Annotated in this window: 11 protein-coding genes; 5 read left to right on the top strand and 6 right to left on the bottom strand. The window is 68.6% G+C overall.

All coding sequences use genetic code 11. The annotated features are described in order from the left end of the window. Position 1 precedes the first annotated feature (1 nt). Positions 2–889 carry a MurR/RpiR family transcriptional regulator gene (locus RIB45_RS02050; protein WP_350048249.1) on the bottom strand — a complete coding sequence of 296 codons (888 nt, stop codon included), beginning with the start codon at positions 887–889 and terminating at the stop codon, positions 2–4. A 70-nt stretch (positions 890–959) separates the two neighbouring features. Here RIB45_RS02050 and RIB45_RS02045 point away from each other — a divergent pair, with 70 nt between their 5' ends. From RIB45_RS02045 to RIB45_RS02035, 3 genes are read left to right on the top strand one after another with little or no spacing between them, the layout of a single operon-like run. Next, on the top strand, positions 960–3,428 hold the full coding sequence (locus RIB45_RS02045; protein WP_350048247.1) for an FAD-dependent oxidoreductase: 2,469 nt from the start codon (positions 960–962) through the stop codon (positions 3,426–3,428). After that, a complete protein-coding gene (locus RIB45_RS02040) occupies positions 3,428–4,579 on the top strand; it encodes a mandelate racemase/muconate lactonizing enzyme family protein (protein WP_350048244.1) in 1,152 nt (383 codons plus the stop codon). The genes RIB45_RS02045 and RIB45_RS02040 overlap by 1 nt, the downstream gene beginning before the upstream one ends. Before the next feature lie 12 nt (positions 4,580–4,591). Next, positions 4,592–5,863 (top strand): aspartate aminotransferase family protein, encoded by a 1,272-nt coding sequence (locus RIB45_RS02035; RefSeq protein ID WP_350048242.1) that lies wholly within the window; start codon positions 4,592–4,594, stop codon positions 5,861–5,863. Positions 5,864–6,048: 185 nt separating this feature from the next. Here the strand turns inward: RIB45_RS02035 and RIB45_RS02030 are convergent, their stop codons facing one another. Both RIB45_RS02030 and RIB45_RS02025 read right to left on the bottom strand, forming a co-directional pair. After that, positions 6,049–6,702, bottom strand: a complete 654-nt coding sequence (locus RIB45_RS02030) for a TetR family transcriptional regulator C-terminal domain-containing protein (RefSeq protein ID WP_350048240.1) — start codon at positions 6,700–6,702, stop codon at positions 6,049–6,051. Positions 6,703–6,814: 112 nt separating this feature from the next. Continuing rightward, positions 6,815–8,416, bottom strand: coding sequence for an ABC transporter substrate-binding protein (locus tag RIB45_RS02025; RefSeq protein WP_350048238.1), 1,602 nt, complete (start codon positions 8,414–8,416; stop codon positions 6,815–6,817). Positions 8,417–8,570: 154 nt separating this feature from the next. On the opposite strand from RIB45_RS02025, the gene RIB45_RS02020 reads away from it, so the two are divergent. Together RIB45_RS02020 and RIB45_RS02015 are read left to right on the top strand one after the other, a co-directional pair. Continuing rightward, positions 8,571–9,401 (top strand): HalD/BesD family halogenase, encoded by an 831-nt coding sequence (locus RIB45_RS02020; RefSeq protein ID WP_350048236.1) that lies wholly within the window; start codon positions 8,571–8,573, stop codon positions 9,399–9,401. A gap of 56 nt (positions 9,402–9,457) precedes the next feature. Next, a complete protein-coding gene (locus RIB45_RS02015) occupies positions 9,458–11,098 on the top strand; it encodes a GMC family oxidoreductase N-terminal domain-containing protein (RefSeq protein ID WP_350048234.1) in 1,641 nt (546 codons plus the stop codon). Positions 11,099–11,271: 173 nt separating this feature from the next. Here RIB45_RS02015 and RIB45_RS02010 read toward each other — a convergent pair whose 3' ends face one another. Genes RIB45_RS02010 through RIB45_RS02000 form a run of 3 tightly spaced genes read right to left on the bottom strand, consistent with a single transcriptional unit; the run spans position 11,272 to position 13,973 of the window. Next, entirely contained in the window at positions 11,272–12,072 is an 801-nt protein-coding gene (locus RIB45_RS02010) for an aspartate dehydrogenase (protein WP_350048232.1), read from the bottom strand. A gap of 42 nt (positions 12,073–12,114) precedes the next feature. After that, the gene (locus tag RIB45_RS02005) at positions 12,115–13,371 is read right to left on the bottom strand and encodes a TRAP transporter large permease (RefSeq protein ID WP_350048230.1); all 1,257 of its coding nucleotides are present in this window, start codon (positions 13,369–13,371) and stop codon (positions 12,115–12,117) included. Next, entirely contained in the window at positions 13,368–13,973 is a 606-nt protein-coding gene (locus tag RIB45_RS02000) for a TRAP transporter small permease (RefSeq protein ID WP_350048228.1), read from the bottom strand. Before RIB45_RS02000 ends, RIB45_RS02005 begins: the two co-directional genes overlap by 4 nt. Positions 13,974–14,123 lie beyond the last annotated feature (150 nt).

Below are 14,123 nucleotides of genomic sequence, written 5' to 3'. Positions count from 1 at the left end.
GTCACTCCCCGTCTTCGAGATAGAGCCCGAGGCGGCGCCGTCGGGCGTGGAAGGTCTCCACCCGCTCCGCCACCTCGTCGCTGGCGATGGCGATGACGAAGGAGAGCAGCGTCTCCAACACCGCGATCGTGGCGACGGACGAGGGGAAGAACTGCGGCGTATCGGTCGCCAGCACGAAACCGTGGTCGGCCGCCCGGACGATGGGGCTGGCCGGGCTGTCGGACAGCGCGATCACCTGAACGCCCTGCTCTTTCGCCAGACGCACGGCCTCCACGACCTCCGCCCGGTAGGGCTTGCAGGTGATCGCGATCAGCACGTCGCGCCCGTCCGCCCAGGCCAGATCGTCGGCCGCGACCGAGCCCGCGCGCGGGATCGCGTGGAACTGCACCATGCCGGTGGAGGCGAGATAGGTGAAGTTGCGGGCGTTCGCGTTGTTCACGCCGACGCCCAGCGTGAAGACGCTGCGCGCCGCCCAGACGGCCTCCGCCGCCGCCTGCATGCGCCGGGCGTCGATCGCCTGAAACGTCTCCTCGACGTTGCGCAGCGCGGCCTCCGCCATATCGGCGTAGAGGCCGCCCAGATCGCCGGACTTGCGGATCTCCTGCAGCCAGCGCGCGCGGTCCTGCAGCGCGACCGCCCCGTTGCGGATCGCCTCGCGAAACGGCGCGCGGAAATCCTCATAGCCTTCGAAGCCGATCTGGCGCGCCATGCGCACCAGCGTGTTCGGCTTCACCTTCGCGGCTTCCGCGATCTCGCGCACGGTGGAGACGCCCACTTCGCGCGGATTCTCCAGGACGTAGCGCGCGGCCTTCTGCGCCTCGGGCGTCAGCGACTCCCATTCGGCGGTCAGCCGCTCCAGAACCTCTGATGAGACATTTGTATCATTCATGATTGACTATGGTATTTTTGTACGACACCCTTGTCCAACGAAATTTAACCCCTTGGAAGCGGAGAGACGGATGGCGGAAGCGGCCTTTCCCAGCACGGCGCGGGTCGTGATCGTGGGCGGCGGGGTGATGGGCTGCGGGCTCGCCTATCATCTGGCGCATGAGGGGTGGACGGACGTCGTCCTGCTGGAGAAGGCGGAGCTCACCTCCGGCTCCACCTGGCATGCGGCCGGCCAGATCACGCGCTCCACCAGCTCGTTCTCGCTGGGAAAGTGCGTCGATTACAACATTCATCTCTATTCCGGCGCCTTGGAGGCGGAGACGGGCCAGTCCGTCACCTGGCACGGCTGCGGCTCCTTCCGCCTCGCCTATACCGAGGATGAGGTCGACTGGCTGCGCCACACGCTGTCGGTCGGCCGGGCGCTCGGCTTCACCATGGCGCTGGTCGGGCCGGAGGAGGTGCGCCGTCATCACCCCTTCTACAATCTCGACGGCGTGCTGGCCGCGCTGCATACCCCGGACGACGGCCATGTCGACCCGTCCGGCGTCACGCAAGCCATGGCGACGGGCGCGCGACGGCTCGAAGCCCGGATCATCCGGCGCTGTCGGGCGACGAACATCACGCGCCTCGCCTCCGGCGAATGGCTGGTGGAGACTGAACAGGGCGCGATCCGCTGCGAGCATGTGGTCAACGCCGGCGGGACCTACGCCCGCCAGATGGGGGAATGGTCGGGGCTGCAGCTGCCCATGACCTCCATGACGCACCACTATTTCGTCACGGACGCCGTCCCGGAATTCCAGGATCTGGAGCGCGAGCTGCCGGTGATCCGCGACGACCGCAAGGTCTCCGGCTACATCCGGATGGAGCAGAAGTCGGGCCTGATCGGCATATACGAGAAGGAGAATCCCAACACCGTCTGGGAGGACCACTGCCCGTGGGAGGCGGAGAACGAGCTGTTCGCCCCCGACTACGAGCGGATCATGCCCTGGCTTGAGGCGGCGTTGGAGCGCATGCCGATCTTCGCGGAGCTGGGGATCAAGCGCGACGTCCACGGCGCGATCTCCCACCCGCCCGACGGTCAGCCGCTGATCGGTCCGGCGCCGGGCGCGCCGAACTATTGGTGCTGCTGCGGCACGCAGATCGGCATCGGCTGGGGGCCGGGGCTGACGCGCGAACTGGCGCGCTGGATGGTGCACGGCGCGGCCGATCTGTCGATGCGCGAGTTCGACCCGCGCCGCTTCGGCTCCTACGCGACCAAGGACTGGCAGATCGTCAAAGCGAAGGAGGATTACGTGCTGCGCCACGAGATCCCCTTCCCCAATTTCAACCGTCTCGCCGGTCGGCCGATCAAGCCCTCGCCGCTCTATGACCGCCTCAAGGCCAAGGGCGCCGTCTTCGAGGAGGTCTACGGCCACGAGCGCCCGCGCTGGTTCGCGGCCGACGGCGTCGACCAGCGCGACCACTACAGCTTCCGCCGCACGGCCGTGCACGATCTGGTCGGCGCGGAGTGCCGGGCGGTGCGCGAGGCGGCCGGGATCATGGACATCTCCGCCTTCACGAAGGTGGAGGTCGCGGGCGCCGACGCCGAACGCCTGCTGGACCGCCTGGTCGCCAACCGCCTGCCCAAGAAGATCGGCGGGATCGCGCTGACCCACATGCTGAACGGGCGCGGGCGGATCGAGCTTGAGACGACCGTCGTGCGCCTCGCCGACGATCGCTTCTATCTTGTCTGCGCCGCCTTCTTCGAACAGCGGCTGCTGGATCATCTGGCCGCGCATCGGGGTGATACGGCGGTCGACATCCGCTGTCTGTCGGAGGATTGGGCGGCGCTGGCGCTGAACGGCCCGCGGGCGCGCGAGATCCTCGGGGCCTGCACCGACGCGGACCTCTCCAACGCCGGCTTCCGGTGGCTCACCGCCCGGACAATCCACGTCGCCGGGTGCGATCTCTGGGCGATGCGGATGTCCTACGCGGGCGAGCTGGGGTGGGAGCTGCATATCCCGCGCGCCGACGCGCTGGCCGTCTATGACGCGCTGTGGGCGGCGGGCGCGCCGCTCGGCCTGCGGGATTACGGCAGCTTCGCGATGAACGCCCTGCGGATGGAAAAGGGCTTCAAGGGCGCGGGCGAACTGACCAACGAAGTGACGCTCCCAGAAGCCGACGTCATGCGCTTCGCCAGGCTGGACAAGGATTTCCTGGGCAAGGGCGCGACGCTGAAGAGCCTGGAGGCCCCCCTGCCCTGGGTCTGCGCCTATCTGGCGATCGAGCCGGACGGCGTCGTCGACGGCCATGGCGGCGAGGCGGTGCTGCTGGACGGCGAGGTGGTCGGAACCACCGCCTCCGTCGCCTTCGGCCATACGGTCGGGGAGATATTGGCCTTCGCCTACCTCAAGCCCGCGGCGGCGCAAGCCGACGGCGCGCTTGAGGTCGTGATCCATGGGGAGCCCCGCGCCGCCCGTCTGCTGGACGCGCCGGCCGTCGATCCCGACAGCCTGCGTCCGCGCCAGGATGCGCCCCGCGCCAGCGAGGCGGCCGAGTGATGGCCGTCCTCGCCTCGCCGATCCCGGCCTCCACCCGCGCGCCGGCGCATCGTATCGCCGAAATCCGGGTCTGGACGACGACGCTCACCAGCCACGTCGCCTACGAGATGGCGGCCGGAAAGCGCTGCGCTGCGGTCGAAACCGTGGTGCTGTCGCTCACCACCGACAGCGGTCTTGTCGGATGGGGGGAGGTCTGCCCCATCCCGCACTATCTGCCGGCCTACGCGCGCGGCGTCGCGCCGGGCGTCGCCGAGGTCGCGCCGGCGCTGCTGGGCGCCGACGCGACCGGACCGGAGGCGGCGATCGCCGCCTGCATGCGCGTGCTGCCCGGCCATCCTTTCGTCCATTCCCCGATCGACATCGCGCTCTGGGATCTGCTGGGGAAGATCGCCGGGCAGCCGCTTTCGGCGCTGCTCGGCGGCCGGCGGGCGGCGGCGCTGCCGGTCTATCATTCGATCACCTGCATCGACCCGCACGAGATGGCCCGCATCGCCCAGGAGGCGCAGGCGCAAGGCGTGACCCAGTTCCAGGTCAAGTTGGGCGCGGACGACGACTGGGCTGCGGACGCAGCCCGCCTCACCCTGGTGCGTGAAGCGCTCGGCCCCGGCCCGCTGGTCTATGGCGACTGGAACTGCGGCGCGACCTCCCTCGACGCCAGCCGGGTCGCGCGGGCGGTCGCCCATCTCGACGTGATGCTGGAGCAGCCCTGCCGGACGCTGGAGGAGTGCGCGCGCGTGCGCGCCGCCGCGGGCCTGCCGATGAAGCTGGATGAAGGGGTGCACGATACCGCCAGCCTGATCGCCGCGCACCGGGCCGGGTGCCTGGACGCGGCCGCGATCAAGCTCTCAAAGTTCGGCGGCCTGTCGGCGGCCCGGCAGGCGCGCGATCTGTGCCAGCAGCTGGGCGTCAAGATGTGCGTCGAAGACACCTGGGGCTCAGATGTCGCGACCGCGGCGGCGCTGGCGCTCGGCGCGTCGTGCGACCAGCGCTTTCTGCTCAACGTCTGCGACCTTTCCGGCTATGTAAGCCCGCGCCTCGCCCCCGACGGCCCGACGCGGCGCGACGGCCGGATCGCGCCTCCGGAGGGGCCGGGCCTGGGCGTCGAACCGGACCCGGCCCTGCTGGGCGCGCCCGATCTCGTTCTCGCCTAGAAGGAAGGCCCGATGCATCCCATCGCCTCGCAACAACGCTGGATCGACCGCGCGCGCCGCGTGCTGCCGGGCGGCGGCTTCGGCAATTTCGATCCGGGGATCGTCATCCGCGAGGGGCGCGGCGCGCATGTCTGGGACGAGGACGGGCGGGAGTATATCGACTATCTGATCGGCTCCGGCCCGATGCTGCTGGGCCATGGTCATCCGGAGGTGATGGAGGCGATCCTGGGCCAGTTGCCCAAGGGCATGACCTTCTTCGCCAGCAACGCCGCCGGGATCGAACTGGCCGAGGCGATCTGCGAGGCCGTCGCCTGCGCCGAGCAGGTGCGCTACGTCTCCTCCGGCGGGGAGGCGGACATGTACGCCATCCGCCTCGCCCGCGCCTTCACCGGCCGGATCAAGATCCTGAAGTTCGAGGGCGGCTATCACGGCATGAGCGCGGAGGCGCAGATGAGCCTCGCGCCCACGCGTCTGGCGAACTTTCCCGAGGCCGTACCCGACAGCGCCGGCATCCCGGAGAGCGTCCGCGCGGAGATGCTGATCGCCCCCTTCAACGATGTCGAGTTCCTGCAATCCCTGCTGGCCGAACGCGGCGAAGAAGTCGCCGCCATCATCGTCGAGCCGCTGCAGCGGATCGTCCCGCCCGAGCCGGGCTTCCTGCAGGCGTTGCGCGATCTGGCGGACCGTTACGGCGTCGTCCTGATCTTCGACGAGATCGTGACCGGCTTTCGCCTCGCCTATGGCGGCGCGCAGGAGGCCTACGGCGTCACGCCGGATCTCTGCACGCTGGGCAAGATCATCGGCGGCGGCTTTCCGCTGGCGGCGATCGCCGGCCGGGCCGACATCATGGCGCATTTCGACAAGGCGGCCGTCGGCGCGGACAAGTGGCTGATGCAGCTCGGCACGCTCTCCGGCAATCCGGTCGCGGCGGTTGCGGGCCTGAAGACGATGGAGGTGCTGCGGCGACCCGGCCAGTACGACCGTCTGACCGCGATCGGCGCGCGGCTCATGGCCTCAGCCTCCAACGCGCTGTCGGCGCGCGGGATCGCGCATCAGGTCGTCGGCGCGCCCAGCCTGTTCGAGGTCGTCTTTACCGAGACCCGCGTGCGCGACTACCGCGCCGTCCTGCACGCCGATGCGGACCGCCAGAGCGCCTTCAATCGCGCGCTGCGGGCTGGCGGATTGCTCAAGTCGCCAGGCAAGACCTATCCCTGCCTCGCGCTCAGCGAGGCGGATCTGACGGCCACGGAAGCGGCTTACGCGCGCGCGGCCGAACGGTTGTGAGAGACCGCGCGCACCGCCCCCGTAGAAGGGCGCGCCTCGGCCTAAGCGGCCGCGCGATCAGCCCCGTTCTTCGCCGCAACGCGATCGGCGCTTCGTCCGAGTTGGGTCAACTTCGGTCTAACCGGCCGTCGCCACAGAACGCTTACTTCTAGCCAAACTCAGACGTTATTCAATTCGTTTGGCCGCTATCGCGCGCCGAGCTCGCCGTCGATATAGCGGCGGCAGATTGAATCTGCATCGTGGGCCGACAGTACGGGCCGCTCCATGCTGAGATTGAGCCAAAGTCCGTCGAGCAGGCAAATCAGCCCGCGCGCTGAACGGCGAGTGTCAATGTCCCTCTCCAATTCGGAGGCAGCCGCCGCAAAAAGCGCTTCCGTGCGCTGCGCATAGTCGCGGTAGAACTCCTTGTTCTCCGCGCGCACCAACGCGTTGAACCGGATCTCATGCCAGAATGAGAGAAAGGCGTTCTTGGTCTCCTCGGTCGCGATCGCGGTGGAGAGCACCGCCAGCGGCATCGCGTGCAGCCGGTCGAGCGCGCTAGGTCCCGCCTGCTGGACCGCCTCGCGCACCGCGTCTGCTGTGCGGTTCAGCAGATAGGCGAAAGCCGCGGCGACCAGCTTATCCTTGCTCTCGAAATAATGCTGGATAAGGCCGCTCGACGCGCCGGCCGCCTGACAGATAGTGCGATTGGTGGTGCCGGCTACGCCATGCTCCGCAAAAGAGCGGATCGCGCCTTCCAACAGCGCGCGCCGGCGGAACTCGTTGATCTCCGCGTGGGTGCGCGGTCGCTTGGTCGAGAGCGCGGCGTTCGGCGGGGGTGTGGATCGGGAAGGCGGCACGGCGGACCGGCTCCAACAGCTGAACGGAACGTTCGCCGACTATAAGGGAAGCGCCGCCGCCCCGCCAAGGCGCGCCGGCGCTTCCCCCTTGTCCCGACCGGGCGCGGGTGCGTCAGGCGGTCTCGAGCCACCAGCGCTCGAAGAACAGACGTCCGTCGACCTCGAAATTGTTCGCCAGCTCGCCATAGCGAACCTTATCGCGCACCGCGAAGACGTCGTTGGCGAAGACGGGGGCGATCAGGCCGCCGTCCTGATTCAGGATCGTCTGCATCTCGTGATACATCTCGGCGCGCAGCGGTTCGTCCAACTCGCCCCGGGCTTGGACCAGCAACTCGTTGAAGCGCGCGTTGTCCCAATAGGTGTCGTTCCAGTCCGCGCCGGCCGAATAGGCGGTGGTGAAGATCTCATCCTCGGTCGGCGTGCCGTACCAATAGCAGGCGGACCAGGCCTCCTTCATCCACACGTCGTTCCAATAGCCGTCCTGCGGCGCGCGCCTGACCGTCACGTCTAAGCCGGCGGCCTTCGCCTGCTCGGCGAACAGGACGGAGGCGTCGACCGCGCGGGTGAAGGCGGCGTCGGAAGCGTGGAGGGTCAGCTTCAGCCCCTCCGCCCCGGCGCGCTTGAGATGGAAGCGTGCGCGCTCGGGATCGTAGGCCCGCTGCGGAACGGCATCGCTGTAATAGCGGTAGGTGGGATTGATGGGCGTGTCGTTGCCGAGAGCCCCGTGTCCGCGCAGAATCGTCGCCAACAGCGCCTCCCGATCCACCGCGTGCTTGAGCGCGAGGCGTACGTCCGGATCGGTGAAGGGCGCGGCGTCGGTGCGCATCGGGAAGGTGTAGTGGGTCTTGTTCGCCACCTCCTCCACCCGCACGCCGGGGGCCTTCGCCAGAAGATCGAAGGTCGCCAGATCGACGCGGTCGATCGCATCCACCTGGCCTGACATCAGCGCGTTCTGACGCGCGGCCGTGTCCGGCAGGCAGAGCATCGTCGCGCTGTCGAGATGCGCGCGGGGTCCGCGTGCGAAATAATCCGGATGCCGCTCGAACTCCGCCTGCACGCCGGCTTCGAACGCAGTGACGCGATAGGGACCGCAGCCGTTGCGGCTGGCGAAGTCCATCGTCCCGTCGGTCTTGGCCGGATAGATCGGAAAGTTGAAGCTGCTGACCTTGAAGGGAAAATCCGCGTCCGGCGCCGACAACTGAACGACCACCGCATGGGTGCCGTCGGCGCGGATCTCCTCCACCGCCGCCATGATGGGCTTGGCGGAGGATTCCGACTTCTCCCCCCGGTGATGGTTGAGCGAGGCGACGACGTCCTCCGCGACCACCTTCCGGCCGTCATGGAAGGTCGCGTCCCGACGCAGCATGAAGGTCCAGCGGGTCGCGTCCTTCGAGGACTCCCAGCCGGAGGCCAGCTTGGGCTGCACCGCGCCGTTCGCGTCGATCTCGGTCAGCATTGAGCCGACCGTATATTGCAGCACCGATTGGAAGGCGTTGCCGACCTTGCCCGGATCGAAGCTGTCGGTCGTCGCCCCGGCGCTGATCCCGAAGGTCAGATGACCGCCGGCCGTCGGCCCGGCCGCGCGCGCCTGGGGCCGGCCCAGCAGCGCCGGCCCAGCATAAAGGCCGGCCGCTGCAGCCGCCGCCCCGCCGATCACCGCGCGCCGGCTCGGCCGTCCTATGAACCGTCCCCGCATCCCATCGCTCTCCCGCATCTTTCTTCCTCCCATGCCCGCCGTCGACGCTGGTCGTCGACGTTCGATGACCCGACGATAACAAAAAATATATTGTTTGTTCAAAATATTTTCTGGCACAGTCAATCAGGGCGATGCGGCCCGATTTCAGGATGAGCAAGCGGAAGAGGATCAGATGGCCGACATAGACTTCACGAATCCTGCGGCGGTGATCGACCTCGACCGCTATCCGCTGGATCGCCCGGACGAGCCTCGCCTCGCCGAACTGGTCGCCGCGAAGCGCGCCGATCTCGCCCGCGACCAGGTTTGCGAATTTCCCGGGTTCCTCACGGAAGCCGCCCGTCTGCGCGCCGTCGCGGACGCCGAGGCCGCCTTACCGCGCGGGCACGACAACAATGCCGAGCGCAACTGCTATCTGCAGCGCAGCGGAGACCCCGCCCTGCCGGAGGATCATCCCCGCAACATGATGCTGACGGCCAGCACGCGCATGCTGGCGGCCGATCTGCTGCCGGACGATTCCCCGCTCAAGACCCTGTATTATTGGGAGGCGACGCGCCGGATGATCGCCGCCGTGGTCGGCGAGGAGGCGCTTTTCGTCAATGAGGACCCGCTGCAGCCGGTCAACACGCTATGCTACCGGGAAGGCGACCGATCCGCCTGGCACTTCGATTCAGTGAACGCCTTCACCATGACCTTGATGCTGCAGGCGCCCGAGGCCGGCGGTCACTTCGAGATCTGGCCCAACACCCGCCGCGACGACGACCAGCGCTACGACCAGGTCGCACGCGTGTTGCGGGGCGAGGCCGAATTGGGGATTCGACGGATCGCCCGTGAGCCGGGCGCGCTCTGCCTGTTCCGGGGCTGCAATTCGCTGCACCGGGTCTCGCCGGTCGAAGGGGCGCGCATGCGCATCATGGGCGTCTTCGTCTATGAGACAGAACCCGGCGTCATCGGCGACCCTCAGGTCAACGAGACCGTCTACGGTCCGCGCACAGGCGCCGCTTGACCGCGCGCGGATCCGCCCGCTCAACTGACGGCTCAGACAGTCGAGACGGACGGGTCATGAGCAACAGAAAGCCGCCGGCGCGCGGCGCGGATTACCTGATCGTCGGCGCCGGCACCGCCGGCTGCACGGTCGCCCGACGGCTGGCGGAAGCGGGCGCCGAGGTGATCTTACTCGAGGCCGGCGGCTCCGACCTCTCGCCGACGCTGACGCAGTTGATGCTGACCATGCCGGCGGGGCTGCGCAGCATCTTCAAGCCGTCGAGCGGTTTCAACAGTTGGTATCGAACCGAGCCGCAGCCGCATCTGGACGGCCGCAGGATCGACCAGCCGCGCGGGCGGGTTCTGGGCGGCTCAAGCTCGATCAACGGCATGACCTTTCTGCGCGGGCATCCCAAGGACTACGACGCCTGGGCGGACGAGCACGGCTGCATCGGCTGGCGATGGGCGGAGGTTGAGCCCTATTTCCGTCGATTGGAAGGTCGACGCGGCCCGCCATCACCGGCGCGCGGCGCGGCCGGGCCCGTCTCCGTCACCCGCGTCGAGGCGCTGGCGCCGCTGTCGGCCGCCTTTCTCGAGGCCGGGAGACAGGCCGGGTTCGACCTGGTGGAGGACTTCAACGCCGCCCCGGTGGCTGGGGTTGGACGCTTCGACATGAGCGTCGCGGACGGACGGCGATCGAGCGCGTCGCGCGCCTATCTGCACCGAGCGCCGCGACCCGAAGGTCTGCAAGTAGTGACTGGACGGCGGATCGTTCGTCTCGTCTTCGAGAGAGACCGAGCCGTAGGGGTCTCGGCCGTAGACGAGAGCGGCGGGCTCGAAACGATCTACGCCGGACGGGAGGTGATCCTCGCCGCAGGCGTGTTCGCCACGCCGCAGATCCTGATGCTCTCCGGCGTGGGGCCGGAAGCGGCGCTCCGCGCCGTCGGCCTGCGTCCGCGCATAGCGGCGCCAGGGGTCGGCGAAAATCTGCACGATCATCTGGAAGCGCATATTCAGGTGGAGACCGATCTGCCCATCTCCCTCAACCGCTATATGCGCCCTCATCTGACGGCCTGGGCCGGGCTGCAATGGCTCGTCGCCAAGACAGGCCCGGCGGCGGTCAACCAGTGTCACGTCGGCGCCTTCCTCGCGAGCGCGCCGGCGTTCGAGGCCTGGCCGGACGTCCAGATGCATTTCTTCCCGATCTTCTTCGGACCCGACTGGCTGCCCGACCCCAAGCGCAACGGCTGGCGGCTCGGCTGCGGGACGATGCGTCCGGCGAGCCGAGGGCGGGTCTTTCTTCAGTCCGACGATCCAGCTGACGCGCCGGCGATCGATCCGGCCTACCTGTCGGCCGAATCGGATCGGCTGGCGATGCGCCGCGCATTGGAGTTGGGCCGAGAGATCTTGGGGCAGCCGGCCTTCGCGACCTTTCGCGGACGGGAAGCGTCGCCTGGTTCGGATCTGAAGGCGACGGAGGATCTAGACCGCTTCATCCGCCTCAACGCCGCGAGCGCCTATCACCCCTGCGGCACGGTGCGAATGGGCGGGGCGACGGACGATCTAGCTCCCCTTGATCCGATGCTACGGGTGAAGGGCGTCGACCGACTAAGGGTCGTCGATGCGTCGGCCATGCCGGCCGTTCCTAGCGCCAACATTAACGCCGCTGGCTTTATGCTCGCTGAAAAGGCGGCGGACCTTATTTCGGGCTCATCATAACGGCCCACGCTTGACGCATACGGTATTGCAGGCGTTTCGAAGACGCCTGATTCGGGTCGCCTTAGTTCCAAGCGGCCGTGGCCCCGTAAAGGACGCCCTCAGCCAAGAGCGGACGCGGCGCGCGGCTTCACGCCCAAGGCGTCCGCGCAGTCGACGTCTTTGGACCTGAGACGTCAAAGCGTGACGGGCGCGACACGGCGTCGGAGGGTTCGCACCAGGCTCATGGCCGCCAGCGCCGAGGACTTCGGATTGTCCGGCAGGGTGCGCCCGTCGAGGGTGAGCGACAGGCGTCCGAACGCCCCCTCCGCCGTCACCTCATGCCGATTGCCGTCAAGCGTCGGGTCGGCGATCAGCACCGCCTCGGTCCGGTCGAGTCCAAGGCCGGCGAGCGCGACGGCGGCGGCGACATTGGCGTTCTTCGGATAGCGCCGGGCGGCCTCCCGGGCGGGGCCGCGGAAATGCGCGCGCGGCTCGCGCAACGCGTCTAGGTCGAGGTCCTCCTCCGCCGGCGTGCCCCGCCAGCCGGCGGGGGGCTTGCGCGCGGTGTAGGCGACGCTGTCCAGCCCGCCTACCGCCGCGGCCGTCAGCGCGTCCAACCCGCCGATCGCGCCGGGTGCGAGCTCAATCTGCGCGCCCCCTTCCCGCGCCGCCTCCTCCAGCGCCTTGGCCAGCCCGTCGTCGGCGAGCGCGCCGACCGACAAGGAGACGAGATCGACGCCGCGCGCCAGCAAGGCCGGGCCGTGCGCCTGCAGGCCCGCATGACCCGCGCAATCGGCGGCCAGGTCGACGGCGCCGTGGGGCACGCCTTCGACCGACGTCCACACCTCCCCGCGGCCGCCCAGCAGGGCGCGCGCCGCATCTTCGCGCCCCGGCCGCGCCATCACGCCGGCGAGGGTGACGCGATCCTCCTGCGCCAGCTTTTCCGCCGCATAGGCGGCGATGGGGCCGTATCCGATCAGCAGTAGGCGCAGCATGGCCGAGAAAGTCCTTTCGACGAAAACGGGGCCGGGTCGCCGTCAATCCCGGATCAGCACCGTGACCAGATCGGGCTGCCAGCTGAGCAGGACGAGAACCGCGAGCGTCGAACCCAGGAACGGGACCAGCGCCTTGAAGACCGCCGTCGGCCGGGCGTCCGCCATGCTGGAGGCGACGTAGAGCCCGGCGCCCACCGGCGGGGTCAGCAGGCCCAGGATCAGATTAATGCAGACCACAACGCCGAAGTGATAGGGGTCGATGCCGAAGACGTCGGTCGCGATCGGCATCAGGATCGGCACCACCATGATAAGGGCGGCGATCCCGTCGATCACCATGCCGACCAGCAGCAGCATCAGGTTGACCAGCAGCATGAAGACGAAGGGGTCGTCGGTCAGCCCGCCGGACCAGCGCGCGACCGTCTGCGGCACCTGCTCGTAAAGCAGCACCCAGCCGAAGACGTTGGCCGCCGCGATCAGGAAGGTGACGGCGGCGGCGTTCACCCCCGTCTCGACGAACACCTTCGGCAGCGCCGGCAGCGTCAATTCGCCATAGACGAAGCGCCCGATCACGAAGGCGGCGAGCACCGCCAGCGCCGCCGACTCCGTCGGCGTCGCCCAGCCCAGAAGGATGCCGCCGATGATCACAACGGGGATCGACAAGGCCGGCAGACCGCCGGCCAGCGCCTCCGCCCGCGCCGGGCGGGCGACGCGCGGGAACTCGTGAAAGAAGCCCAGGACCGCGATCACCAGGAAAAAGGCCCCGGCCAGGATCAGACCGGGGATGATCCCGGCGATGAACAGGTCGCCGATCGCGATCTGCGCCAGCACGCCGAAGATCACGAACAGCATCGAGGGCGGAATGATCGGCGACAACAACCCGCCCGCGGAGGTGAGCGCGGCGGCGAAGGCGCGGTCGTAGCCCTGGCGCTCCATCTCCGGCGTCATCACGCGGCTCATCACCGCGATCTGGGCGACCGCAGAGCCCATGATCGAGGCCATCATCATGTTGGCGATCAGATTGACGTAGGCGAGGCCGCCGCGCAGGCCGCCGACCAGCACGCTCGCCATCGCGACGAGACGCCGCGTCAGGCCGCCGGCGTTCATCAACTCCCCCGTCAGCATGAAAAGCGGAATCGCCAGCAGACCGTAGGATTGAAGCCCGGCGAAGAGCTGCTGCATGAAGGAGGAGTAGAGCGCGGTGTTGCCGGTCAGCCAGACATAGACCGCCGCCGTCACCATCAGCACGAAGCTGATCGGCAGCCCGATCAGCAGCAGGGTCAGGAAGACGCCGCCGGTCATTTCATCGCTCCTTTGGCCGCCCCTTTCGCCGTTTCCTTCTCGGGCGGCGGCGCCGGCGCGCGTTCGATCGGCGCGCGCCCGGCCAGACGATCGGCGAGATTGGCGGCCGCATGCAGCGTCGTCGTGAGCGCGAACAGCGGCATCACCAGCCAGACCCAGTATTTCGGCGCGCCGATGGTCGTCGTCGGCTCGTCATAGATGAAGTTGAAGGTCGCGCCGGCGAAGGCGTCGAGATCGAAGCCGTAACCGGCCAGCGTCACGGGATCGTACCAGATCCACGCCATCCAGATCATGAAGGCGCAGAAGGCGAAGACGATCGCGTCCAGCACGGCTTCAACCGCCTGCGCCGCGCCGCGCGGCAGCGCGACGATCACCGCCGTCACCCGGACGTGGCGGCGCCGGCGCAGCGCCAGGCTCGCCCCGATGAAGACCAGCCAGATCATGCAATAAACCGCCATCTCATCGACCCAATAGATGGCCATCGCCAGCGAGCGCGTGACCACGTTCAACAGGATCAGGCCGACCAGCGCGACCGCCAGCGCGATCACGGCCCAGCGTTCGACGGCGGCGACGGCCTCGGAGGCGGTGGTCAAGACTTTCAACGGCTTCTCCCCAAGCGCTCAGCCCGACAGACGCGGCTCGGCCGGGGGCGCGGCGTCCCCCGGCCGATCCTCGCCGGGCGCCGGCGGGGGCCGGCGCGGGCGGGAGCTTAGCCCGCCCCGCGTCAACCCGGCCAGCCCGTCAGCCCTTAA

Origin of the sequence: Marivibrio sp. (assembly GCF_040218065.1) — a bacterium.
In the GTDB taxonomy this organism is placed as follows: domain Bacteria; phylum Pseudomonadota; class Alphaproteobacteria; order UBA8366; family Aestuariispiraceae; genus Marivibrio.
This window is presented reverse-complemented; position numbering and strand designations above follow the sequence as displayed.

Coding starts and splice junctions, on each gene's coding strand:
- RIB45_RS02050 (WP_350048249.1), bottom strand. CDS start 889: ATGAATGATACAAATGTCTCATCAGAGGTTCTGGAGCGGCTGACCGCC.
- RIB45_RS02045 (WP_350048247.1), top strand. CDS start 960: ATGGCGGAAGCGGCCTTTCCCAGCACGGCGCGGGTCGTGATCGTGGGC.
- RIB45_RS02040 (WP_350048244.1), top strand. CDS start 3,428: ATGGCCGTCCTCGCCTCGCCGATCCCGGCCTCCACCCGCGCGCCGGCG.
- RIB45_RS02035 (WP_350048242.1), top strand. CDS start 4,592: ATGCATCCCATCGCCTCGCAACAACGCTGGATCGACCGCGCGCGCCGC.
- RIB45_RS02025 (WP_350048238.1), bottom strand. CDS start 8,416: ATGCGGGAGAGCGATGGGATGCGGGGACGGTTCATAGGACGGCCGAGC.
- RIB45_RS02020 (WP_350048236.1), top strand. CDS start 8,571: ATGGCCGACATAGACTTCACGAATCCTGCGGCGGTGATCGACCTCGAC.
- RIB45_RS02015 (WP_350048234.1), top strand. CDS start 9,458: ATGAGCAACAGAAAGCCGCCGGCGCGCGGCGCGGATTACCTGATCGTC.
- RIB45_RS02010 (WP_350048232.1), bottom strand. CDS start 12,072: ATGCTGCGCCTACTGCTGATCGGATACGGCCCCATCGCCGCCTATGCG.
- RIB45_RS02005 (WP_350048230.1), bottom strand. CDS start 13,371: ATGACCGGCGGCGTCTTCCTGACCCTGCTGCTGATCGGGCTGCCGATC.